Annotated in this window: 19 protein-coding genes; 6 read left to right on the top strand and 13 right to left on the bottom strand. The window is 69.5% G+C overall.

All coding sequences use genetic code 11. The features are described 5' to 3' along the window. Positions 1-245 precede the first annotated feature (245 nt). The 3 genes from argA to QWG60_RS13975 all read right to left on the bottom strand — a co-directional run bounded on the left by argA (position 246) and on the right by QWG60_RS13975 (position 3,851). Complete coding sequence (gene argA / locus QWG60_RS13965) at positions 246-1,559, bottom strand: amino-acid N-acetyltransferase (protein ID WP_146908568.1); 1,314 nt, start codon at positions 1,557-1,559, stop codon at positions 246-248. 286 nt (positions 1,560-1,845) lie between these two features. Continuing rightward, positions 1,846-3,111: an inorganic phosphate transporter gene (locus tag QWG60_RS13970; protein WP_046078296.1), complete on the bottom strand. Its 1,266-nt coding sequence runs from the start codon at positions 3,109-3,111 to the stop codon at positions 1,846-1,848. A 59-nt stretch (positions 3,112-3,170) separates the two neighbouring features. Further along, positions 3,171-3,851, bottom strand: coding sequence for a TIGR00153 family protein (locus QWG60_RS13975; protein ID WP_035598343.1), 681 nt, complete (start codon positions 3,849-3,851; stop codon positions 3,171-3,173). A 110-nt stretch (positions 3,852-3,961) separates the two neighbouring features. On the opposite strand from QWG60_RS13975, the gene QWG60_RS13980 reads away from it, so the two are divergent. Both QWG60_RS13980 and QWG60_RS13985 read left to right on the top strand, forming a co-directional pair. Next, complete coding sequence (locus tag QWG60_RS13980; RefSeq protein ID WP_046078297.1) at positions 3,962-4,828, top strand: CYTH domain-containing protein; 867 nt, start codon at positions 3,962-3,964, stop codon at positions 4,826-4,828. A 52-nt stretch (positions 4,829-4,880) separates the two neighbouring features. Continuing rightward, a complete protein-coding gene (locus QWG60_RS13985) occupies positions 4,881-5,810 on the top strand; it encodes an ion transporter (RefSeq protein ID WP_146909258.1) in 930 nt (309 codons plus the stop codon). A gap of 40 nt (positions 5,811-5,850) precedes the next feature. Here QWG60_RS13985 and QWG60_RS13990 read toward each other — a convergent pair whose 3' ends face one another. The 3 genes from QWG60_RS13990 to QWG60_RS14000 all read right to left on the bottom strand — a co-directional run bounded on the left by QWG60_RS13990 (position 5,851) and on the right by QWG60_RS14000 (position 8,441). Further along, positions 5,851-6,627, bottom strand: coding sequence for a 5'-nucleotidase, lipoprotein e(P4) family (locus QWG60_RS13990; protein WP_046078299.1), 777 nt, complete (start codon positions 6,625-6,627; stop codon positions 5,851-5,853). Between the two features lie 233 nt (positions 6,628-6,860). Further along, on the bottom strand, positions 6,861-7,484 hold the full coding sequence (locus QWG60_RS13995) for an L-threonylcarbamoyladenylate synthase (protein WP_035598338.1): 624 nt from the start codon (positions 7,482-7,484) through the stop codon (positions 6,861-6,863). Between the two features lie 45 nt (positions 7,485-7,529). Next, positions 7,530-8,441: a PHP domain-containing protein gene (locus QWG60_RS14000; protein ID WP_146909260.1), complete on the bottom strand. Its 912-nt coding sequence runs from the start codon at positions 8,439-8,441 to the stop codon at positions 7,530-7,532. A gap of 115 nt (positions 8,442-8,556) precedes the next feature. On the opposite strand from QWG60_RS14000, the gene QWG60_RS14005 reads away from it, so the two are divergent. Further along, positions 8,557-8,856, top strand: coding sequence for a YciI family protein (locus tag QWG60_RS14005; RefSeq protein WP_035598333.1), 300 nt, complete (start codon positions 8,557-8,559; stop codon positions 8,854-8,856). A 226-nt stretch (positions 8,857-9,082) separates the two neighbouring features. Next, entirely contained in the window at positions 9,083-11,155 is a 2,073-nt protein-coding gene (gene mnmC, locus QWG60_RS14010; RefSeq protein WP_146909262.1) for a bifunctional tRNA (5-methylaminomethyl-2-thiouridine)(34)-methyltransferase MnmD/FAD-dependent 5-carboxymethylaminomethyl-2-thiouridine(34) oxidoreductase MnmC, read from the top strand. A gap of 27 nt (positions 11,156-11,182) precedes the next feature. On the opposite strand, the gene QWG60_RS14015 is transcribed toward mnmC, so the two are convergent. Together QWG60_RS14015 and QWG60_RS14020 are read right to left on the bottom strand one after the other, a co-directional pair. Beyond that, positions 11,183-12,733 carry a DHA2 family efflux MFS transporter permease subunit gene (locus QWG60_RS14015; RefSeq protein ID WP_200880101.1) on the bottom strand — a complete coding sequence of 517 codons (1,551 nt, stop codon included), beginning with the start codon at positions 12,731-12,733 and terminating at the stop codon, positions 11,183-11,185. Then, positions 12,730-13,908, bottom strand: coding sequence for an HlyD family secretion protein (locus tag QWG60_RS14020; RefSeq protein WP_146909264.1), 1,179 nt, complete (start codon positions 13,906-13,908; stop codon positions 12,730-12,732). Before QWG60_RS14020 ends, QWG60_RS14015 begins: the two co-directional genes overlap by 4 nt. Before the next feature lie 125 nt (positions 13,909-14,033). Between QWG60_RS14020 and QWG60_RS14025 the strand changes: the two genes are divergently transcribed. Beyond that, positions 14,034-14,672: a TetR/AcrR family transcriptional regulator gene (locus QWG60_RS14025; RefSeq protein WP_035598318.1), complete on the top strand. Its 639-nt coding sequence runs from the start codon at positions 14,034-14,036 to the stop codon at positions 14,670-14,672. A 4-nt stretch (positions 14,673-14,676) separates the two neighbouring features. On the opposite strand, the gene QWG60_RS14030 is transcribed toward QWG60_RS14025, so the two are convergent. After that, positions 14,677-15,396, bottom strand: a complete 720-nt coding sequence (locus tag QWG60_RS14030) for a response regulator (protein WP_046078302.1) — start codon at positions 15,394-15,396, stop codon at positions 14,677-14,679. A gap of 30 nt (positions 15,397-15,426) precedes the next feature. After that, positions 15,427-17,064: an ATP-binding protein gene (locus tag QWG60_RS14035; protein ID WP_146909267.1), complete on the bottom strand. Its 1,638-nt coding sequence runs from the start codon at positions 17,062-17,064 to the stop codon at positions 15,427-15,429. Between the two features lie 270 nt (positions 17,065-17,334). On the opposite strand from QWG60_RS14035, the gene QWG60_RS14040 reads away from it, so the two are divergent. Beyond that, positions 17,335-18,648, top strand: coding sequence for a 2-hydroxycarboxylate transporter family protein (locus tag QWG60_RS14040; RefSeq protein ID WP_046078304.1), 1,314 nt, complete (start codon positions 17,335-17,337; stop codon positions 18,646-18,648). Positions 18,649-18,720: 72 nt separating this feature from the next. Here QWG60_RS14040 and QWG60_RS14045 read toward each other — a convergent pair whose 3' ends face one another. From QWG60_RS14045 to zipA, 3 genes are all read right to left on the bottom strand, one after another. Further along, positions 18,721-18,993: a YheU family protein gene (locus QWG60_RS14045; RefSeq protein WP_016853531.1), complete on the bottom strand. Its 273-nt coding sequence runs from the start codon at positions 18,991-18,993 to the stop codon at positions 18,721-18,723. Beyond that, the gene (gene ligA, locus QWG60_RS14050) at positions 18,990-21,056 is read right to left on the bottom strand and encodes an NAD-dependent DNA ligase LigA (RefSeq protein WP_046078306.1); all 2,067 of its coding nucleotides are present in this window, start codon (positions 21,054-21,056) and stop codon (positions 18,990-18,992) included. Before ligA ends, QWG60_RS14045 begins: the two co-directional genes overlap by 4 nt. A 130-nt stretch (positions 21,057-21,186) precedes the next feature. Next, positions 21,187-22,599: a cell division protein ZipA gene (gene zipA, locus QWG60_RS14055; protein WP_146909269.1), complete on the bottom strand. Its 1,413-nt coding sequence runs from the start codon at positions 22,597-22,599 to the stop codon at positions 21,187-21,189. Between the last annotated feature and the right edge of the window lie 119 nt (positions 22,600-22,718).

The following is a 22,718-nucleotide window of genomic DNA, read 5'->3' on the forward strand; positions in this document are numbered from 1 at the left end:
GCGATCCTCGTGCCAGAACCAAAAACAACACTATAAAATCAATAACTTAAAAAAACCAAAACGTTGGCACGCGCCAACGCCTACTGATAAACGGGCTTCAGCTCGCCATTTTCGTTGCCAATTGGAGACACCTTTCTCCGAAAAAATAAAAACCCCTGTTTAAACAGGGCTTTACAGAGTCTCCAATCGGCGACATCGCGTCATCGGCGTGATGGCGAGAAGCGACACCAAGGCGAGATAAGCGTTCATTCGAGGGGCTTTATCAGGATCTTGGAGCGCCGGGCCTGGTTGTAGGCCTCCCGCTTGAGGGGAGGAAGATCGTCGACGTCGGCCAGGCCGAAACCGTGTTCGAAGAACCAGTGGGCGGTATGGGTGGTCAGCGCGAACAGCGCATCGAGCCCGCGCGACCGGGCCTGACGCTCCACCTCGCCGAGCAGCAGGTCGCCACGGGCGCCGCCGCGATAGTCGCCGTGCACGGCGACGCAGGCCAGCTCGCCCATCCGGGCGTCGGGAAAGGCATGCAGCGCGGCGCAGCCGATGACCATGCCGTCGCGTTCGATGACGACATAGTCGTCGATTTCATACTCCAGGCGCTCCCGGGAACGCGGCACCAGCATCCCACGACGCTCCAGCGGCTCGAGCAGCTCCAGCAGGCCGCCGATGTCGTCGATCCCGGCGCGACGCAACTGCTCGTAGCGATGCTGGGTGATCATGGTGCCCACGCCATCGCGGGTGAACAGCTCGCCGAGCAGGGCGTCGTGGTCCTGCCACGATAGCAGGTGGGTGCGGGCCACCCCGTGGCGAGCGGCACCGACGGCGGCGCCCAGGTGGCGGGCCATCTCGCTGCCGGGGTCGGCGGCGGCCAACTCCGGCTCGGCCTCCAGCGGCGCCAGCTGCCGACGCAGCTGGCCGCTGTCGTCGCACAGGCCGCAGGCCTCGCCGAGCAGGATCAGCTTGTCGGCGGACAAGGCCGTGGCGGTATGGCGCGCGACCTCGGCGGCGTCCAGGTCGAAGACCTCGCCGGTGCTGGAGTAGCCCAGCGGCGGCAGCAGCACCAGCGAACGCCGATCCAGCAGGCCGCGGATCGCCTCGTCGCGGACGCCACGCACCTCGCCGCTGCGGTCGAAATCGATACCGTCGCGCACACCCAGCGGCTTGGCCATCACCAGGTTGCCCGAGACCACCGTCATCTCGACGCCGTGCAGCGGCGTGTTGGGCAGCCCCAGCGACAGCCGCGACTCCAGCCACAGTCGCTGCTCGGCCGCCACCCGCTCGACCCGGGCCATGATCGCCTCGTCGGCCACCCAGCGTCCGCCGTGGCGGCGGGGCGTGATGCCGTCCTCGTTCAGGGCCCGCTCCACCTGGGGGCGGATGCCCAGCACTACCACCAGACGCACGCCCAGGGTATGCAGCAGCGCCAGGTCCTGGATCAGCTGCTCGCCTCGACCCTGCGCCACGGCCTCGCCCTCGATCAGGATGACGAAGGTACATCCTCGGTGCGCGTTGATATACGGCGAGGAATTGCGGAACCAGTCGACGAAGGGAAAACGAGTGTCCAAGGGCCGCGCTCCGGCAGCAGATGAAGGGAAATGAGAGCCTTGACTATACCAGACGCAAAAAAACGGCGGCACCGGCAAGCTGCAAGCTGCAAGCTGCAAGCTGCAAGCTGCAAGCTGCAAGCTGCAAGCTGCAAGCTGCAAGCTGCAAGCTGCAAGCTGCAAGCTGCAAGCTGCAAGCTTCAGCGTGAGATCGCCAGGAGCAAAAGAAAACCCCGAAGGCCTGACCTTCGGGGTTTCTTGTCGCTCGGCGCTCGGCGCTCGGCGCTCGGCGCTCGGCGCTCGGCGCTTAGCCGAACATGCCCTTGAACATGAAGAAAAACATGATCGCCAGGATGGCGCCGGCCGGCAGGGTGATCAGCCAGGACATCACGATGGTGCCGATCACGCGCAGGTTGAGCGCCGCCATGCCGCGGGCCAGGCCCACGCCCAGCACCGCGCCCACCAGGGTCTGGGTGGTGGAGATCGGCAGGCCGGTGCCGGAGGCCAGCACCACGGTGGTGGCGGCCGCGAGCGTGGCGGCGAAACCGCGGCTCGGGGTCAGCTCGGTGATGCCGGTGCCGACGGTGACGATCACCTTGTGGCCGTAGGTCACCAGGCCGACGACGATGCCGCCGCCGCCGAGCACCAGCACCCACCACGGCACCAGCGCTTCCCCGCCAACCTGACCGCCGCTCTGCACGACGGTCATCACCGCGGCCAGCGGACCGACGGCATTGGCCACGTCGTTGGAGCCGTGGGCGAAGGCCATGGCACAGGCGGTGAACAGCATCAGCACGCCGAACACGCGCTCCACGCCGTCGTAGCCGAAGGCGTCGCCCTGGCGCTTCTCGGCGCCCACGCGGCGCTCGAGCAGGCCACCGAGCAGCATCACACCGATGCCGATCACGATCGAATAGAGCAGGCTCTCACCGAAGCCGACCTCGAGGCCGACGTGCTTCAGCCCCTTGGTGAAGGTGACCATGGCGACGATGAAGCCGACCAGGAAGACGTACATCGGCACGTAGCGCTTGGCCGCCGCGAAGGGATCGCGGTTCTCGAAGATCAGGTGCTGGACCGACTTGAACAGCATGAAGGCGATGGTGCCGGACATCAGCGGCGAGACCACCCAGCTGGCGGCGATCTTGCCGACGCCGCCCCAGTCCACGGTGGAGACGCCCAGGCCGGCGGCGCCGAAGCCCACGATGGCACCGACGATGGAGTGGGTGGTGGAGACCGGCCAGCCCCGCATCGAGGCGATCAGCAGCCAGGTCGCGGCGGCCAGCAGCGAGGCCAGCATGCCGTAGACCAGCAGCTGCGGCTCATCCGCGAGCAGGGTCGGATCGATGATGCCCTTGCGGATGGTGTTGGTGACCTCGCCCCCGGCCAGCCAGGCGCCGAGGAACTCGAAGATCACGGCGATGATGATCGCCTGCTTGATGGTGACGGCCTTGGAGCCGACGGAGGTGCCCATGGCATTGGCCACGTCGTTGGCACCGACACCCCAGGCCATGAAGAAACCGAAGGCACAGGCGAGGAGGATGAAGATGTCGCCGTATTGCGCGATGATCGACATAGGACGGAAACCTTGTATCGGGTCAGAAGGTGGCGGTTATCGCTGCGGGAGAGTCCCGCTCAGTTGGCCGTCATGATCTGAAGGCGGCTGCCGACGCGTTCGGCGCGATCGGACAGCTCACCGACCCAGTCGATGATCTTGTAGAGGAACATCACGTCCACCGGGGGCATCTCGCTCTCGAGGGCGAACAGCTGGCGACGGATGGCGACCTGCTGTTCGTCGGTCTTCTGTTCCAGGGTGTGCAGCTCGCGGATCAGCGTCTGCATCACGTCGGACACGTTGCGACCGAACCCGGATTCGAGCAGGTCCTTGAGCTCTTCCAGGGCGACGCGGGCCTGAGCGACACAGGACACCGAGGTGCGGATGTAGTCGCGCATCGGTTGGGCGAGCTCGTCGGGCACCTGCATGCTGCGACCGAGCATGATCCCGGTGATGTCGCGCGCCTTGTTGGCGATCTGGTCCTGGACGCTGATCAGGTCCAGCAGATCGGAGCGCGACACCGGCAGGAACATGGTGTTGGGCAGATTGAGGCGCAGCTCGGTCTTGAGCTCGTCGGCCTCGTGCTCGAGTCGAGTGATCGACTCACGCTGTCGGGCGGCTTCCTGCCAGTCTCCCGTGAGTGTTGCCTCGAAGAACGGCGGCAGGGCTTCCGCGCAGTCGCTGACCTTGACGATATGAGCCAGCAGCGGCTGGAATGGCGAGCGACCGAACATCGCGGAGAAGGGATTGGATGTCACCATGGGGGCATCTGGGCACTTGGAAATGGCGGCGTCAGTATAGTGACTGCCCGGGCTGTCGTCATGAGAAAATCATCTAATCTTCACGAACATGAAACAAGGCGGCCTTTCCCATGGCAAAAGAGATCGAATTCAAGCTCGCCCTGGCCCCCGCGGGCCCGGAAGCGCTGCGCCGGCATCCCCGGCTCGCCGGCCTCGAACCGCGCACCACCCAGCTGGGCAACACCTACTTCGACACTCCTGACGGTCGGCTGGAGAGCGAACGCATGGCGCTGCGCCTGCGTCACGCCGATGGCCGGCTGCTGCAGACGCTGAAGACCAGCGGCCAGGGCAGCGGCGGCCTTTCCACCCGCGGCGAGTGGGAGTGGGAGGTGATGGGCCCGGGCCTCGACCTCGGCCGGCTGGCCGACCTCCCGCCGATCGAAGCCCTCGGTGAAGGCGTGCTGGGCGAGCTCAGGCCGCGCTTCGCCACCGACTTCGCCCGCGAGATCTGGTGGTGGGAACAGGACGGCACCGCCATCGAGATCGCCCTGGACCTCGGCGAGATCGAAAGCGACGCGCACAGCGTCCCGATCCGCGAGCTGGAGCTCGAACTCAAGGACGGCGATCCCGCCACCCTGATCGAACTGGCCGAAGCCCTGGCCGAGCGCGTGCCGCTGCGCCCCTCGGACACCAGCAAGGCCGCCCGAGGCGCCGCCCTGCTCGCCGGACGCTGGACGCTGCCCGACGGCGGCTCGGCCCCCGCTTGGCTGCATCGCGCCGTGGTGGCCCTCGACGCCCACGCCGACACCGGCGACGCCGCCTTCCGTGAGGCTGCCCGCGAGGCCTTCCTGCAGCTGGCCGAACGGCACGCCGACGTCGAGCCGATGGCCCGCCGGCTGGCCGAGGCCCTGAGGCACGACGACTGGCTGAACGCCGACACCGGCCGGACGCTGCTCGCCCTGTCACGCCACCTGCCCGACGCGGTCGCGCTGGGCTGAACGCCCGGGCAGGGACGCCGCCCGTCACGGGTGAACAGCACGAGGGAACGCCGTGAATCACGATCGCTTCAAACCCGCCGCGGGCGACCTGCGCACCCGGGTCTTCCAGATCATCTTCGAGTCCGACACGCCGCTGGCCAAGGGCTTCGACATCGCGCTGATCGGTGCCATCCTGGCCAGCGTGCTGGTGGTGATGCTGGAGAGCGTGCCCCAACTGGAAGACGCCCATGGCGAGGGATTCCGGCTGTTCGAATGGGGCTTCACGCTGCTGTTCACCGCCGAGCTGGCGATCCGGCTCTACTGCCTGGAACGCCCCTGGCACTACCTCAAGAGCTTCTACGGCGTCATCGACCTGATCGCCATCCTGCCCACCTGGCTGGCACTGGTGGTGCCCGGCGCCCAGTCGCTGGTGGTGGTCCGCCTGCTGCGCACCCTGCGCATCTTCCGGGTGCTGAGGCTGATGGAGTTCGTCGGCGAAGGGCGGCTGCTGATCGGCGCCCTGGTGCGCAGCAGCCACCAGATCTTCCTGTTCCTGTTCACCGTGTTCATGCTGGTGACCATCTTCGCCTCGCTGATGTATCTGATCGAGCCCGCCGAGGCCGGCTTCACCAGCATTCCGACCGCCATCTACTGGGCCGTGGTGACCCTGACCACGGTGGGCTACGGCGACATCACCCCGGTGACGCCGCTGGGCCAGGCGATCTCGGTGATGGTGATGCTGATCGGCTACTCGATCATCGCCGTGCCTACCGGGGTGTTCTCCGCCGAGGTGATCCGCTCGATCCGCGCCGACCGCTACTCGGAAGAAGCCTGCCCCGGCTGCGGCCATGACCGCCACGAGAAGAACGCCCGCTACTGTCTCAAGTGCGGCACCTGGCTGGACGAGGAGACGCCCGACCCGCGCGAAGCCTCGAACGACCGATCCTCGAGCAACGAACCTTCAGACGACTCGCCCACGGACGAAAAAACGCCCCGGGAGTGATCCCGAGGCGTCTCGCGGGCGCGTTCTCGAAGCGGTCGACTCACTCGGTCTCTAGCGGCGCGTCCCAGGCGTCCAGCTCGGCCTCGCTCCAGTCGCCATAACCGGCGTTGGGGAACACGATCCAGTCCTGGCCGAAACGCTCGGCGTTCTGCTCGACGAGAGCGTGCTGACCGGCGAGATCGGCATCGGCGAACGCGCCGGAGAAGTCGTGCAGCGAGTCCCCGAGCTGCATCACCAGGGTGTGACCCTCTTCCACCTTGGCGCGGCGCTCGGCCTTGGGCGGGCCCAGCAGCATGACGCTGTCCTCGGAGACCTGCGGCAGGTCCAGGGTCTCCAGGGTGGCGATGGTGTCGGCCTCGTTCTCCTGGTAGCGGTCGGAGACGTAGTAGATGGCCACGCCGTGCTCGTCGGCGTAGTCCAGGAAGGCCTTGGCGCCGGGGATCAGGCGCGGCTCGCCCTCCCGCTCCCAGTGCTTCCAGGTGTCCCAGGTGGTGTAGTCGTGACATTCGGCCATGTCACGAGCCAGCAGGGCGCTGTTGTCCAGCACCGTCTCGTCGAGGTCGGTGATGATGGCCGGTGCGACACCCTCACCCAGCGCCTCGAGCCGATCCTCCAGCCGATAGCGGGCGAGCGCGAAGCCCTGGCGCTGCAGCGCGGCGACCTCGGCCGACTGCTGCTGGTAACGCAGGCCCATCGCATAGGCGGCCTGGGCACAGACCATGGAATCGTCGGCGACGGCCGGCGCGGCCAGTGGCAGGGCCATGAGACCGGCCAGGGCGGCGACACCGCCGGCACGGCGGTAAGCGGACATCGGCATGGTGTTCTCCTTGTGATCGGCGCGCTCGGATACGACATCGACTCGCACCCGATTACGCCTTGTTATTGAAGAAAATCGATTCGATCATATTTTATTTTAATCGACTGTTCAAATAACACTGGAAGGCGCCACTGCCACCCCGGCCCGAGCGCCGGCAGCCATAAAAAAACCGGCTCGACCAGAAGGCCGAGCCGGTACGAAAGCGGAAGAGAGGCTTGCTCTGTCCTGGAAGGTCAGTCCTGGAAGGGAGCGACGTCGCCGCGGCCCTCGCGTACCACGGTGGGCGGCAGCTCGCGCAGGTCGATCACGCTGGTCGGCTCCAGGTGGCAGGCGCCGCCGTCGATCACCAGCGACAGATGCGATCCGAAGCGATCGCGAATCTCCTCGGCATCCGTCATCGGCAGCTCCTCGCCCTCGGGGATCAGGGTCACGCTCATCAGCGGCTCGCCGAGAGTGTCGAGCAGCGCCCGGGTGATGTCATGGTCGGGCACCCGCACGCCGATCGAACGCCGCTTGGGATGCAGCAGCAGTCGCGGCACCTCGGTGGTGGCATTCAGGATGAAGGTATAGGGTCCCGGCGTGTGGGCCTTGAGCAGCCGGAACACGGCGTTGTCGACCTTGGCGTAGGTGCCGATCTCCGAAAGGTCGGAGCACACCAGGGTGAAGTTGTGCTTGTCGTCCAGCGAACGCAACCACTTGATGCGCTCGACGGCCTTCTTGTCGCCCAGGTGGCAGCCCAGGGCGTAGCCGGAATCGGTCGGGTAGGCGATCACGCCGCCCTTGCGGATGATCTCGACCGCCTGGTCGATGAGGCGCTTCTGCGGGTTGTCCGGGTGGACCTGAAAGAACTGGCTCATGGGCGCTCCCTGTTCTTGTGAACGTCGGACGAGTGAAACGGCGGATCAGGCGGCGGCCGCCGCTCGGTCGATCCAGGCCGCCAGCCGCGGATGGGTCCAGACCGGCGCCACCGAGGTGCGCGGCGTCGGGCTCATGCTGCCCGGGGCCAGGTGGCCGCCGGGAAAGTGGAAGTCGCTGCCCAGCGAGGCCATCAGATCGCGCTCGTGCAGCTGGCGGGCCAGGTCGCGGGTGACGTCGGCGTTCTGGAAGCCGCTGATCAGCTCGGCGGCGCGGCCGCCGGCCTCGCGGAAATCGTCCAGCAGCAGGCCGCGCTTGCGCCGCGTCAGCTTGTGGCGCAGCGGATGCGCCAGCACCGCCACCCCGCCGGACTCGAGGATCCAGCGCACGCCCTCGGCCAGATGCGGCCACAGCGCCTTGATGTCGCCGGCCTTGCCGTTGCCCAGGTGCTTGGAAAACGCGGTGGACATGTCCGGCACCAGGCCCGCCGCGACCAGGGCCTTGGCGAAGTCCGGCCGGCCCAGTGGGCGGTCAGAGCCGGCCTGCTCGCGGGCCCGGGCCAGGGCGTCGTCGAGGCCGATCTTCTCCATGCGCTCGGCGATGGTCACCGCCCGCCGCTCCCGGGCCTCGGCCTGGGCGACGAGCCCGTCGGCCAGCGCGCCGCTGGCGCCCTCGGGCAGCAGCCCCACCACGTGCAGGTTGATGCCGCGCCACTGGGTCGAGAGCTCGGTGGCCGGCAGCACGGCCAGCCCCGCGTCCGCGCCGGCACTCACCGCCTCCTCCACGCCGGCCACGGTATCGTGGTCGCTCAGGGCGATATGGGTGAGGCCGCGCTCGACGCACAGCGCCACCAGATCGGTGGGCGACAGGGCGCCGTCCGAGGCAGTGGAATGCATGTGCAGATCGATGGTGAGGGCATCGCTTCCCTCGAAGCGCGCGGGAAGTGCGGGGTTCGGCATGACGCGGGCAGGTGTCTTTGACAGAATAGACACCCATGGTGCTCGCCCGACCCACCCTGGTCAACCGAGCCACTCGCTCCCGCGGCGCGAGCCGCTCAGCCGAGGATATTCCGAGATGCTCTACGCCATCATCAGTGAAGATGTGAACGACAGCCTGGAACGGCGCCTGGCCGCCCGCCCCGATCATCTGGCTCGCCTCGAGCAGCTGCGCGACGAGGGCCGCCTGGTGCTGGCCGGTCCCCATCCCGCCGTGGACAGCGAAGACCCGGGCGAAGCCGGCTTCAGCGGCAGCCTGGTGGTCGCCGAGTTCGACGACCTGGAAAGCGCCCAGGCCTGGGCCGACGCCGATCCCTACATCATCGCCGGTGTCTACGCCCAGGTGACGGTGAAGCCCTTCAAGAAAGCCCTGCCCTAGGCCGAACCGCCTTCTCCACGAAGCGAGCCGGCGGCAGCTGTCGCCGGCTCGTTTTTTGCGTCCCTCGAAAACGGCCGCGAAGCCACTTGTCAACAAGGGGTTTCCCCACAGTTCCTGTGGATAACATTGTTGAAACGCCGCGGAGTCCTGGCGCCAGCCCGGTCGCAAAGGCGCCGCGGCGAAATCGATCATTTTTTGACCAGCCGATTCACGTCCGGAGCCGATCTTGACCGCCGCCCCCGATCATCTGCCGCCGCTGGCCGGCCTGGAGAGCGCCCGCCTCGACTGGCGCCAGGACGACAGCGGCGAAAGCGCCCCCCACTCCAGCGCCTTCGACGACGTCTATTTCTCGCGCCACGACGGCCGCGCCGAGACCGAACACGTGTTCCTCGCCGCCAACCGCCTGCCCGAGCGCTTCCGCGACTGGCAGGCGCCGCGCCCCTTCGTCATCGGCGAGACCGGCTTCGGCACCGGACTCAACATGCTCTGCGCCTGGGCCTGCTTCGACGCTCACGCCCCGGCCGGCGCCCGGCTGCACCTGGTCTCCACCGAGAAGTTTCCGCTCGCCCGCGACGACCTGGCCCGGGCGCTGGCGGCCTGGCCGGACCTGGCCGAGCGTGCCGCCGCGCTGGTGGCCCAATGGCCGGAGCCGGTGGCCGGCGTGCATCGCCTGTGGCTCGACGAGCGCGTGACCCTGGACCTGCACTTCGGCGACACCACCGAGCGCCTGGCGCTGCTCGACGGCGCCGTGGACGCCTGGTTCCTCGACGGCTTCGCGCCCTCCAAGAATCCCGAGATGTGGCACGACGCGCTGTTCGCCGCCATGGCCGCACGCTCGCGCCCGGGCGCCACCTTCGCCACCTTCACCTGCGCCGGGGTGGTCAAGCGCGGCCTCAGGGCCGCCGGCTTCGCCTGGCGCAAGGTGCCGGGCTTCGGCCGCAAGCGCGAGATGCTGGCCGGCGAGATCGAGACGCCCCCGGCGGACGAACGCCGCCGGTCCACGCCCTGGTTCACACCTCCCGCGGTACAAACAGCCCGCCGCGTGGCGGTGATCGGCGCCGGTCTGGCCGGCACCACCGTGGCCGCCGCCCTGGCCCGTCGCGGCGTGGCGGTGACGCTGATCGACCGCGACGAGCCCGGCGCCGGCGCCTCCGGCAACGCCCAGGGCGCGCTCTACGTGAAGCTCGCCGCCGACACCAACCCGCAGAGCCGCACCTACCTGGCCGGGCTGCTGTATGCCCGTCGCTGGCTCGAGGCGCTGGACCCGGAGCAGACGCTGTGGTCGCCCGGCGGCGTGCTGCAGATGGCCACCGGCGAACGCGAGGTGCGCCGCCAGGCCCGCTTCCTCACCAACCATCCGCTGCCGGCGAGCGTGGTGCGCGGCGTCGACGCCGAGGAAGCCGCCCGGCTCGCCGGACTCGACCTGCCCCTCGGCGGGCTCGGCTTGTCCCACGGCGGGCTCGACTACCCACTGGCCGGCTGGGTGCGTCCGGATGCGCTGTGCCGCCGGCTGGCGGCGAGCGACGGAGTGAGCGCTTACCTGGGCGAGGTGCGCGAGCTCTCGCCTATCGCGGGGGAAAACGAGGAAGGCGGCTGGCGGCTGACGCTGTCAGGCGGCGACGACGCCAACCACGAAGTCGACACGCTCGAGGTCGATCAGGTGGTGATCGCCGCGGCCAGCGCCTCCAACGGCTTCGCCCAGACCTCCGCCCTGCCCCTGCAGCCGGTGCGCGGGCAGATCTCGCGGCTGACGCTGCCGGAAGGCGCCCCCGCACCGGCGCGGGTGGTGTGCGCCGGCGGCTACGCCATGCCGCCGATCGACGGCACCCTGACCTTCGGCGCCAGCTTCGCCCCCAACGACGCCGACGCGACGACCCGCGAGGCCGATCACGCCTTCAACCTCGCGGAGCTCGAGCGCACCCTGCCCGGCTACGCCGCCGCACTGGCCGAGGCCGGCGCCGATCTCTCGCCGGAAGCGCTGGACGGGCGCGCCGCGGTGCGCGCCGCCAGCCCCGACAAGTCGCCCTATGCCGGCCCGGTGCCCGACGCCGAGGCCTGGCGTCACGACTATGCCGCCATGGCCAAGGACGCCACCCTGATCCCGGCGACGCCCGGCCGCCATCACCCGGGGCTGTGGATCAGCGCCGCCCACGGCTCCCGCGGGCTCGCAAGCGCGCCCCTGTGCGCCGAGCTGATCGCTTCACGCATCTGCGACGAGCCGCTGCCGCTGGAGGCGCCGCTGGCCGACCATCTGCATCCCGGGCGGCGGGTGATCCGCGACCTGATTCGTGGTCGGTGAGCACTCACCTCCGTTGCGGGCACGGCCTCACGCCTCGATCCGCCGTAGCAGGAACACCAGCGGCACGCTGAGCAGGTAGATCGCCCCCATCCACAGGAAGATGTCGTTGAAGGCCAGCACCTGGGCCTGCTCCATCACCCGCCGCGACAGCATGCCGAGGGCCGCCTGGTGGGCGTCGGGCACCGAGCCCGCGAGCATCGCCTCGTAGCGGGCGATCTCGGCGACCACCACCTCGCGACCGGTGTCGATGGCCGGGATCAGCTGGTTCCAGTGAAAGTCCTCGCGCACGTCGCGTACGGTGTCGATCAGCGCCAGCCCGATGGCGCCGCCGAGGTTGCGCATCACGTTGAACAGCCCGCTGGCGTTGCCCACTTCGGCGGGCGGCAGGGTGCCGAGCGCGATGCGAGAGGCCGGGATGATGCACAGGATCAGCCCCATGCCGCGCACCACCTGGGGCAGGAAGAACTGCCAGAAGCCCGACTCCACGGTCAGGTTGGCGTTCATCATGGTGCCGATGCCGACCAGCAGCAGGCCGAGGAACAGCAGCCCGCGCAGGTCGAGGTGGTTGGAGAGCTGGCCGGCCACCGGCGCGCACAGGAACATCGTCAGCCCGGTGACGAACATCACCTGGCCGATCTGCAGGCTCGAGAAGTGGCGCACGTAGCCGAAGAACAGCGGCATCAGATAGACCAGCCCGTAGAGCGCGATGCCGAGGATGAAGCCCATGCCGGCGCCGATGGCGAAGTTGCGGTTGGCGAAGGCACGCAGGTCGACGATCGGATGGTCGTGGCGCAGCGTGCGGGCGAAGAACCACACCCCGGCCGCGGCGCAGATCAGCGACATGGCCAGGATCAGGTCGCTGGCCCACCAGTCGTCGCCCGGCCCCTCCTCGAGCACGAACTCCAGCGAGCCCAGAAACACCGCGATCAGCACCAGGCCGATCAGGTCCAGGCGCTTGGCCAGGGCGTGGTTGGCGCGGTCGATGTCGAGGAAGGTCCAGGCCGCCCAGCACACCAGCACGCCGGGCACCACGTTGGCCAAAAACAGCCAGTGCCAGCTCAGCGACTCGGTGACGAAGCCGCCCACCGTGGGTCCGACCGAGGGCGCCATGGTCACCACCATGCCGATCACCGCCTGCACGCTGCCCATCACCCGGCGCGGGAAGATCGAGAAGCTCACCGCCTGGGTGATCGGGATCATCGCCCCGCCGGCGAAGCCCTGGATGGCGCGCAGCACGATCAGCTGCTCGATGGAGCCGGCCAGCGCGCAGCCGAGGCTCGCCAGGGTGAAGCCGGCGCAGGAGAGCGTGAAGGCGACCCGGGTCGAGAGAATGCGCATCAGCAGGCCCGACAGCGGGATCATCACGATCTCGGCGATCAGGTAGGACGTCTGCACCCAGGAGATCTGGTCCTCGCTGGCCGAGAGCCCCGACTGGATCTCGTTGAGCGAGCTGGCGACGATCTGGATGTCGAGGATCGCCATGAACATGCCGAACACCGCAGCGATGAAGCCGATCCGCTGCGGCCAGGGCGGCATGTCATCGGGGCGCGCTTCGGCGCCGGCCGCCACCTCGCTCACGAGCCGCTCCCGGCCTCGGCCACCTCGCTGGCATCGGCGACGCGCGGTTCGCGTTCAGTCCCCCGGGCAGGCTCGGGATCGAGGTCACGGGTATCGACGCCGGGCACCGCCGAGAGGCCGGCGCGCAGCCGCGGCAGCGCGTCCTCGGGGCCGACGACGCGAATCTTCACCGGCACCCGCTGGACGATCTTGTTGAAGTTGCCGGTGGCGTTGTCCTGGGGCAGCAGGCTGAACTCGGTGCCGGTGGCCGGCGCCAGGCTGTCGACCACGCCCTCGAAGGTCACGTCGGGATAGGCGTCGAGGCTCACCTCGACCGGCTGGCCGACGCGCATTCGCTCGAGCTGGGTCTCCTTGAAGTTGGCGATCACGTAGGCCGACTCGATCGGCACCAGCTGCATCAGCGTCAGCGATGGCTGCGCCAGGGTGCCGGCCTCCACGGTGAGGTTGCCGACCACGCCGGCACGGGGCGCGCGCAGGCGGGTCTTGTCGAGCTGATGGCGGGCATAGGCGAGATCCGCGGCCGCGGCGTCGCGGTTGGCCTCGGCCTGGCCGACCTCGGATTCCGCCACCGCCAGCTGGCGACGCGCCGACACCAGCGCCGCTTCGCTCTCGGCGAGATTGGCCCGGGCGACGCGCAGCGCGGCCTGGTCGTCCTCGCGCTGCTGGCGGGAGCCGTACTGGCTGGCCGCCAGCGACGAGGAGCGCTCGAGGTGCTGGCGGGCCTGGTCGACGTCGGCCTGGGCCGCGTCGCGCTGCGCCCGGGCCTGATCGATGGAGGCCTGCTGCAGTGCCACCCGACGACGCGCCTGGGTCAGCGACGCCACCGCCACGGCCTGTTGGGCCTCGGCCTGCTGCACCCGATCCCGATGGCTCTCGTCGTCCAGGCGCACCAGCAGATCGCCCCGCTCGACGTGCTGGTTGTCGTCCACCAGCACCTCGGCGACCCGCGCCGAGAGCTCGGCGCGCACCGCCACGCTGTCGGTGCGCACGTAGGCGTTATCGGTCTCCTCGACGAAGCGCCCGACCTGCCACCAGCCGATCGCCCACCAGATCAGCGCCGCCAGCGCGACGAGCGTCACCAGCCCGGCCACGACCCGCCCCCGCGAGCGGCGTGCGCCACCGCCCTCGCCGACTGTCTCGCCGGCGTTCGCGACCTGCTTGTCCTCGGCTGCCATGACGTCTCCTGATCGGTGGGCAAATCACAAGTGTAATGAATGCTACACTACATGACCACCAGCGCCGCGCATCACGGCTGCGATACAATGCGCCCGTCTCTCCGCCACTCGTCCCAGGAGTCACGATGTCCCGCCACGCTCCCGACAGCGCCGACACCCCCCTCACGCCACGCGGCGTGGCCCGCCGCGAACGGCTGCTCGACGCCGCCCGCGACGTCTTCCTCGAGCAGGGCTATGCGGCGGCCAGCGTCAACGAGGTGGTGGCGCGGGCCGGCGGCTCGCTGGCCACGCTGTACAAGCAGTTCGGCAACAAGGAGGGGCTATTCACCGCGGCCATGGAGCGCCACATCGCCACCGCCTGGGAGGTGCTGGAGGCCGGTCAGCGCGACCGTCAGGCCCCGGAAGAGGTGCTGTTCGAGCTCGGACGACGCATGCTGGCGCTGGTGCTGCAGCCGGGCGTGATCCGCCTGGTGCGGGGGCTGGCCTTCGAGGCCGAACGGGTGCCCGAGCTCGGCGAGCTGTTCCTGACCCGCGGCCCCGACCGCACCCGGGCGGCGCTGGCCGACTATCTCGCCGACCAGGCCGCGCGCGGCCGCCTGACCCTCGAGGACCCGCGCGAGGCGGCCGGCCTGTTCATGGGCATGCTGCTCGGCGAGTGGCACTTCGACGCCCTGCTCGGCCGGCCGATGGAATGGGACGCGGCGCAGTGCGAGGCCCGCGCGCGCCGCTGCACGGAGGTCTTCCTGAGCGGGACCTCGGCCTGAGCCGTCAGGCCGAGGTGGCCAGCGCCTGCAGCGCGCCCCGGTCGAGGCAGCGATAGGTGAAGGAGGGGCGGCCCACCTGGCCGTAGTGGAAGGACTCGTCGAGCAGCTCGACCTCGGCCAGATACTTCAGGTACTTGCGCACCGAGACCCGCGACATGGCGGTGGCGGGCAGCAGCGCCTCGGTGCCGAAGGCCTCGTCGTCCAGGGCCAGGATCGCCGCGGCCACCCGGGCCAGGGTCGGCAGGGTCAGGCCCTTGGGCAGATCGCCCGGGCGGCGCGGGCTGGCCGGCGCGGTGGGCTGGAACAGCCGGTCGATGTCGCGCTGGGCCACTTCGCCCGGCAGCTCGTCCAGGGCGTCGCGGGCCCGGCGGCAGGCCAGCACGGCGTCGCGGAAGCGCTCGAAGGCGAACGGCTTGACCAGGTAGTCGCTGACGCCCAGCCGCCACGCCTCGCGCACCGTGTCGAGCTCCGAGGCGGCGGTGATCAGCACCACGCCCACGTCGCGGCCGCTGCGCTGGAGGTAGCGCGCCACCTCCAGCCCGCTGCGGTTGCGCAGATAGACGTCGAGCAGCACCAGGTCGACGTCTTCGCGCTCGAGCACCTCCAGCGCCGCCGGCACGCTTTCGCACTGGGCGACCAGCCGCATGTCGTCCAGCCGATTGAGATACTCGACGTTGAGGCGCATGACCATGGGGTCATCCTCGACGATCAGTACGCGCATCATGTTTCTCCTCGTCGCCCTCGGGCAGGGTTCTCAAACGTCATCGTCGGTATCCGGCGCGCGGGGCAGCTCGACCTCGAACAGGGTGCCCCTGCCCGCCTCGCTGTAGACCGCCACGCGGCCGCCGCAGGCGTCGATCCGCTCGCGCACCGCGGCGAGCCCCAGGCCGCGCCGCTCGCCCTTGGTGGACACGCCGGCCTCGAACAGCCGCTCGCGGATGCTCGGGTCGATGCCGCCGCCGGTGTCCTGCACCTGCAGCAGCAGCAGCGCCGCGTCCGCCTCCACGGTCAACATCACCCGCCGCTCGTCGCGTCCCTCGACCGCATCGAAGGCGTTCTCCAGCAGGTTGCCGAGCACCGTGACCAGGACGTGGACCAGCGTCGCCTCGCCGAGCTCGGGCATCGGCGTCTCGAGACGTACCTCGAATTCCACCCCGCGCTCCCGGGCCTCGCTGCGCTTGCCGAGCAGGAAGCCGGCCAGCACCGGATCGGCCACGCCTTCCACCACGGCCATGCCCGGCGCCAGGCGATGGTCGGCCAGCTCGTCCAGGTAGCCGCGCAGGCTATCGAGATCGCCCATCTGCGCCAAGCCCGACATGACGTGGCGCTGGTTCTTGAACTCGTGAGTGGCGGCGCGCAGCGCCTCGGCGTAGCGGCTGACCCCGGTGAGCTGCTCGGCCAGGGCGTTGACCTCGCTCTTGTCGCGGAAGGTGGCGATGGCACCGATCGTCCGCCCGCGATGGCGGATCGGCCGCCGATTGGCGAGCACCACCCGGCCGTCGAGGTTGAGATCGATCTCGCGATCGAGCTCGCGCCCCCCCTCACCGCCTTCGCCGCCGCTCAGCAGCTCGGGGAGGCCGCTGTGCGGCAGACAGTCGGCCACCGCCGTTCCCACCGCCGGCTCCCCCAGCCCGGCCTCGGCCAGCATCCGGCGGGCAGCCGGATTGACCAGGGTGACACGCGCCTGGCGATCCACCGCCAGGATGCCCTCGTGGACCGAGGCCAGCATCGCCTGGCGCTCCTCGACCAGCCGCGCGATCTGGTGCGGCTCGAGGCCCAGCAGCACGCGCTTGATGGCCTGGGCCAGCCCCCGGGCGCCCAGCCCGCCGACGATCATCAGCGCCAGCACGCCGAGCATCACGTCACGCCGGTTGTCGGCCAGCAGCGGGGCCAGCGATGACAGGGTGACGCCCACCGAGACCGCGCCGACCACCTCGCCGTCGCCGGCCGTCACCGGGGCAAAGCCGCGGATGCTGGTCCCCAGGGTGCCCTCGGCCCGGGAGTGATAGGTCTCGCCGGCCAGCGCACGACCCTCGTCCCCGCCCTGGAAGTGCCGGCCGATGCGCTCGGGGTCCGGGTGGGTCAGGCGGATCGCACCGGCATCCATCACCACGATGAAGTCGACGCCGAGCGCGCGCCTCAGGCCGTCGATGCGTGCCTGGAGGGCGCCATCGTCGACGGGCGCCTCGATGCGTCCCTGGAGCGCCGCCTGCACCTCCGGATCGGCGGCGAGCGTCTGCGCCAGATCGGTGACCCGCGTGGCCTGATCCTCCTCCAGGGTCGCGCGCAGCTGGGCGGTGAACAGCCACAGCGCCAGACCCAGCGAGAGCACCACCATCACCGCGACCAGCAGCGAGATCCAGGTGTTCAGACGCAGGCGAGGACGGGGCATGGGGAGACTCCGGTGGGTGCGATCGTAGGGGATTGTCGGCCGGAATTCGACCTTGGTGGCATTCCCCACATGGTGACGGTGTGCCGTCAAGAACGCCGATATTTTCAATAGTTTCAGAACGCTTTAACAACTTGCGCAATCTTGGCGCCAGAGATGGCGGGCCTATGCTCGTCGCCAGCCCTGCGCCCTGGCGGCCAAGCCGCCAGGGCGAGTTTCGAACAACGATGTCCCGCGCGACTCGCGCGAGGCCGATCCCCAAGGAGCGCTCCCATGAGTCGATCTCTGACGGATACCGTCGCGACGCCGTCCGTGGCCCCCCGCGCCTGGCTCGCCCAGCGTATCTTCGGCATGCCGCTGCCGTTCTTCGCCCTCGCCCTGGCGGTAATGGTGGTAGCGATCGCCACCGACAGCCTGCCCACCGGCATGATCGGCGCCCTGCTGGTGATGATGCTGCTCGGCGAGCTGATGGGCTTCATCGGCGACCGCCTGCCGGTGGTCAAGACCTACCTCGGCGGCGGCGCCATCCTGGCGATCTTCGGCGCCGCCGCCGTGGTCTATCTGGAGTGGCTGCCCGCCCCGGTGGTCGACAACGTCACCGACTTCATGAAGGGCGGCGGCTTCCTCAACTTCTACATCGCCGCGCTGATCACCGGCAGCATCCTCGGCATGGACGCCAAGGTGCTGATCAAGGTCGGCTCGCGCTACGCGCTGCCGCTGTGCTGCGCGGTGCTCGGCGCCTCGCTGTTCGCCGTGGCCATGGGCGCGCTGCTCGGCTTCTCCGCCCAGGACGCGGTGGTCGTCATCGCCATGCCGATCCTCGGCGGCGGCATGGGCGCCGGCGCGGTGCCGATGAGCCAGATCTACGAGCAGCTGCTGGGCCAGCCGGCCAGCTACTACATCTCGATCCTGGTGCCGGCCCTGGCGCTGGGCAACGTCTTCGCGATCATCATCGCCGGCCTGCTCAACGGCCTCGGCAAGCGCTTCCCGGGACTGACCGGCGACGGCCAGATGATGCCCGGCGTCGACGTCGAGGAACCCGAGCATACCCTGGACCTGGGCAAGCTGGGCGTGGGCGTCGTCGCCGCCCTGATGCTGTTCACCGCCGGCCAGATCCTCGGCACCCTCGTCCCGCTGCACCCCTACGCGCTGATGATCGTGCTGGTCGCGGCCCTCAAGGTGCTCGACGTGCTGCCGGCATCGGTCACCGAATCCGCCGCCCAGTGGTTCCAGTTCGTCGCCCGCAACTGGACCTTCGCCCTGCTGTTCGGCATCGGCATCGCCTACACCGACCTCGGCCAGGTGATCGACGCCATTTCGCTGACCTACGTGCTGATCGTGTTCGCCGTGGTCGCCGGGGCGGCCTTCGGCGCTGGCCTGGTCGGCAAGCTGGTGGGCTTCTACCCCATCGAGTCGGCGATCACCGCCGGCCTGTGCATGGCCAACATGGGCGGCACCGGCGACGTGGCGGTGCTGTCCGCGGCGCGCCGCATGTCGCTGATGCCCTTCGCGCAGATCTCCTCGCGGCTGGGCGGCGCCCTGATCCTGCTGATCTCCAGCGTGGTCGTGCCGCTGCTGTTCGCCTGAGGCGAGCCTGCCAGCGACGCAAACGGCGCCCTTCGGGGCGCCGTTTGTGTTTCGAGCACTCGACTCGCGGGATCAACCTTCCTCTTCGTCGTCGGCCAGATCCCGCCCGAAGGCCCGCCACTGGGCCAGGGTCATCACCTCGGTGGTCTCGGTGCGCAGGTCGTGGGCGATGATCAGCTCGCCGCGCTCCAGCTGGCGGCGCAGCTCGCCGACCCAGCCGCTCATGCCCTCGCCGGTGTCGGTGGTGTCGTAGCCCTGGCGCGTGACGAAGGCTTCCAGCAGGCCGTCCAGGGTCTCCCCCGGCAGCATGCGATAGGGCACTTCGACGAAACGGTCTCCGCTCATGCGTCGTTCTCCTGCATGTCCTGTGGTGTCTGGCCGCTTTCCCAGCTCGACAGGCGCTCGATGAAGGTCGCCTCGTCGATCACCTCGACGCCGAGCTGCTCGGCCTTGGTCAGCTTGCTGCCGGCGGCCTCGCCGGCCACCAGGCAGGCGGTCTTCTTCGACACGCTGCCGGAGACCTTGGCCCCCAGCGCCTGCAGGCGCGCCTTGCCCTGGTCGCGGGTCATGGCCTCCATGGTGCCGGTGAGCACCCAGGTCTGGCCCTCCAGCGGCGTGGGGCCGGCCTCGACCTCGGCCTCTTCCCAGCGCAGCCCGGCATCCAGCAGCGCCTGGATCGTCTCGCGGTTGTGCGGCTGCTGGAAGAAGGTGTGCACGTGGGCGGCGACGATGGGGCCGACGTCGTCGACCGCTTCCAGCGCCTCGCGCCCGGCCGCCATCAGCGCCTCGAGGGTGCCGAAGTGGCGCGCCAGGTTGGCGGCGGTGGCCTCGCCCACCTCGCGGATACCGAGCGCGTAGATGAAGCGCGAAAGCGTGGTCGCCTTGGCCTTCTCCAGCGCCGCGACCAGATTGTTCGCGGATTTATCGCCCATGCGCGGCAGCGTGGCGAGGCGCTCGGCCTCGAGGGCGAACAGGTCCGCCGGCGTCTTCACCCAGTCGCGCTCCACCAACCCGTCGATCAGCTTCTCGCCGAGGCCTTCGATGTCCAGCGCCCGGCGGCTGGCGAAGTGCTTGAGCGCCTCCTTGCGCTGGGCGGCGCAGTAGAGCCCGCCCGAGCAGCGTGCCACGGCCTCGTCCTCGAGGCGCTCGATCTGCGAGTCGCACACCGGGCAGCGCTCGGGGAAGACGATCTCGCGGGCGTCCTCGGGGCGCTCGTCGAGCTGAACGCGCACCACCTGGGGAATGACGTCGCCGGCCCGGCGCACGGCCACGGTGTCGCCGATCATCACCCCGAGGCGCGCGATCTCGTCGGCGTTGTGCAGGGTCGCGTTGGACACCGTGACGCCGGCCACCGAGACCGGCTCCAGACGCGCCACCGGGGTGATGGCGCCGGTGCGGCCAACCTGGAACTCGACGTCGTTGAGCCGCGTGATCTGCTCCTGGGCGGGAAACTTGAAGGCGATCGCCCAGCGCGGCGCCCGGGCCACGAAGCCCAGCTCGCGCTGCAGGCGCAGGTCGTCGACCTTGATCACCGCACCGTCGATGTCGTAACCGAGGCCGTCGCGCTTCTCGCCGAGGCGGCGGCAGTAGTCGACGATGCCCGCCGCGCCTTCCACCACCTCGAGCTCGGCGCTGGTGCGGAAACCGAGCCCGGTGAGGCGTGCCATCAGCTGGCTATGGCTGGCATCGCCGGCGTCCGGCTCGATGCGCGCCACCTGGTAGGCGCTGAACTCCAGCGGGCGGGTGGCGGTGACGCGCGGATCGAGCTGGCGCAGGCTGCCGGCGGCGGCGTTGCGCGGGTTGGCGAAGACCTTGGTGTCCTCGGCGCGCGCCTTCTCGTTCATGGCCTCGAACTCGGCGTGGCGCATGGTGACCTCGCCGCGCACCTCGAGCAGCTCGGGCCCGCCCTCGCCGCGCAGCTTCAGCGGGATCGACTTCAGGGTCCGCAGGTTGGAGGTGATGCCCTCGCCGGTGCGGCCGTCGCCCCGGGTCACGCCGGCGGAAAGCTCGCCGTTCTCGTAGACCAGGGACACGGCGGCGCCGTCGAGCTTGGGCTCGCAGCAGAAGGCCACACTGTCGGGGTCGGTCTCCAGGCGATCGGCGACCCGCTTGGCGAAGGCCGAAAGCTCGTCCTCGTCGAAGGCGTTGTCCAGCGACAGCATCGGCACCGCGTGCGGGATCTCGGGAAAGCCTGCCGCGGGCGCGGCACCGACCCGTTGGGTCGGCGAGTCGGGCGTCACCAGCGCGGGATGCTCGGCCTCGATCTCCTGCAGGCGACGCAGCCGACGATCGTAGTCGGCGTCGGTCATGCGCGGCTCGTCGAGCACGTAGTAGCGGTAGTTGGCGTCCTCGAGCTCGGCGCGCAGACGCGCCGCCTCGTCCTGAATCGCGGGGTCGGGCTGGGTCATGGGAATGTCTGGTTCTCGATCGATAGCGAGGGCCTCGTCGCGCGAGGCCGGGTGGCGCTAGCTTACCAAAGCAACGCCCCCCGACGGGATACCGTCGGGGGGCGTCTGGACGCCGTATGGCAGGCGAGCGTCAGTTGACCTGACGATGCAGGCGATGGCGCCGCTCGAACTCCTGCACCCGCTGACGGGCGAACTCGACGGTCTGGGCGGTCATCACGCTCAGGTTCTCGTCCTTCAGCTCGCCGCCGAGGTGGCGGACGATGACCATGGCGGTCTCGACCATGGCCTCGAAGGCCGCCGAGGTATCGGTGGCGCTCGGCAACGGCATCAGCAGGGTGACGCCCGGCGTGGAGAACTCGTCCATGGCCTCGAGGGGGAAGGTGCCCGGCTTGACCACGTTGACCATCGAGAACTGCAGCGCGCTGCCCGGGTCCTCGGTCTCGAAGCGGTGGAAGATGTTCATGTCGCGGCCGTAGCGCAGGCCGCAGGCCATCATCAGCTCGAGCAGGGTGCTGCCGGCGAAGCCGCCCTCTTCACGGGCCATCACGCTGATCACGATCAGCTCCTCGGCCCCGCCGAGGGCGTCGCGGGCATGCTCGTCCTGAACGCCGTGACGCAGCGCCTTCTCGAGCACCGGATGCGAGCGCACCACGTCATCTCGCGGCGCCTCTGCTTCGGCAAAGGCCTCGGGGGCCGCTTCGTGGCGGGGGGCGAACAGCGGGTCGTTGTCGTCGGCCGCGGCCTGGCGACGCTCGGCCTCCAGGGCCTCCGCCTCGCGCTGGCGGCGGGCCGCCTCATCGGCTTCCTGCTGCTGGCGAGCGGCCTGTTCGCGACGCGCCTGCTCGGCCTTTTCGGCTTTCTCGGCCTTTTCCGCCTTCTCCTGCTCGCGACGCGCCTTCTTCTGGTCGCGACGCTCGGCTATGCCCTTCTGCAGGGAGGCACCGAAGCGCTGGACCGAGGAACCGACACGCCTGGAGCCGTTCTTCAGCGAATCGCCCACGCCTTCCAGGTCGACCAGACGGTAGTGCTCCTCGTCGTAGCCGTCGTGATCGGCCGGATCGGCGACCAGCGGCTCGGCGGCCGGCGGCTGCCGACCGGCGTCCTCCTGGGCGGGCTCGCGACGCTCGGCCTCGGCACTCGCCGCCGGTGCGGCCCGTTCGGCCGGCTCGGGCCGGCGCGAAGCGGACACCGCCTCCGTCGCCCCGGTCTGAGGCGCCTCGCCCTGCTGACGGCGGAATTCCGACAACACCCGGGACGGACCGGGGTGGTCCTGTCGCTCGAGCTTGGGCTTGGCCTTCACGCCCTGCTCTTCCGCAGGCCTGACGACGCGCGCCCCTCCGTTGGGCAATTCCCAGTTGAGTTCCGCCTCACGAGCCGCCTCGTCGGGGTCTTGTTCTTCGCCCCCCGCGGGGCTCGGGGCGTCGTGTCCGGCCTGGTCAAGGCGCGGCACGCTGCGCTGGCGCTGCAGGCGACGCACGCCATCGATGACGATCAGCGTCACCAGTGCCAGTCCCAGTATGATCAGCCACTCTCTAAGTTCCATGGGTCGTCATGCCTTTTTGCTAAGGCGCCATGCCTGATGGTTTCCGTGAACAGCATAGCGCGATTGCCCAAAAAAGGACCAATAATTTTGATTGTCAAGCTGGCCTTTTTGTGGCCGCA

This window comes from Halomonas halophila (assembly GCF_030406665.1).
GTDB lineage: Bacteria > Pseudomonadota > Gammaproteobacteria > Pseudomonadales > Halomonadaceae > Halomonas > Halomonas halophila.

Coding starts and splice junctions, on each gene's coding strand:
- QWG60_RS14030 (WP_046078302.1), bottom strand. CDS start 15,396: ATGATGCGCGTACTGATCGTCGAGGATGACCCCATGGTCATGCGCCTC.
- QWG60_RS13970 (WP_046078296.1), bottom strand. CDS start 3,111: ATGTCGATCATCGCGCAATACGGCGACATCTTCATCCTCCTCGCCTGT.
- QWG60_RS13980 (WP_046078297.1), top strand. CDS start 3,962: ATGGCAAAAGAGATCGAATTCAAGCTCGCCCTGGCCCCCGCGGGCCCG.
- QWG60_RS14000 (WP_146909260.1), bottom strand. CDS start 8,441: ATGCCGAACCCCGCACTTCCCGCGCGCTTCGAGGGAAGCGATGCCCTC.
- QWG60_RS14005 (WP_035598333.1), top strand. CDS start 8,557: ATGCTCTACGCCATCATCAGTGAAGATGTGAACGACAGCCTGGAACGG.
- QWG60_RS14045 (WP_016853531.1), bottom strand. CDS start 18,993: ATGAGCGGAGACCGTTTCGTCGAAGTGCCCTATCGCATGCTGCCGGGG.
- QWG60_RS14035 (WP_146909267.1), bottom strand. CDS start 17,064: ATGCCCCGTCCTCGCCTGCGTCTGAACACCTGGATCTCGCTGCTGGTC.
- QWG60_RS14020 (WP_146909264.1), bottom strand. CDS start 13,908: ATGGCAGCCGAGGACAAGCAGGTCGCGAACGCCGGCGAGACAGTCGGC.
- QWG60_RS13990 (WP_046078299.1), bottom strand. CDS start 6,627: ATGCCGATGTCCGCTTACCGCCGTGCCGGCGGTGTCGCCGCCCTGGCC.
- QWG60_RS13995 (WP_035598338.1), bottom strand. CDS start 7,484: ATGAGCCAGTTCTTTCAGGTCCACCCGGACAACCCGCAGAAGCGCCTC.
- ligA (WP_046078306.1), bottom strand. CDS start 21,056: ATGACCCAGCCCGACCCCGCGATTCAGGACGAGGCGGCGCGTCTGCGC.
- QWG60_RS14040 (WP_046078304.1), top strand. CDS start 17,335: ATGAGTCGATCTCTGACGGATACCGTCGCGACGCCGTCCGTGGCCCCC.
- QWG60_RS14025 (WP_035598318.1), top strand. CDS start 14,034: ATGTCCCGCCACGCTCCCGACAGCGCCGACACCCCCCTCACGCCACGC.
- zipA (WP_146909269.1), bottom strand. CDS start 22,599: ATGGAACTTAGAGAGTGGCTGATCATACTGGGACTGGCACTGGTGACG.
- QWG60_RS13975 (WP_035598343.1), bottom strand. CDS start 3,851: ATGGTGACATCCAATCCCTTCTCCGCGATGTTCGGTCGCTCGCCATTC.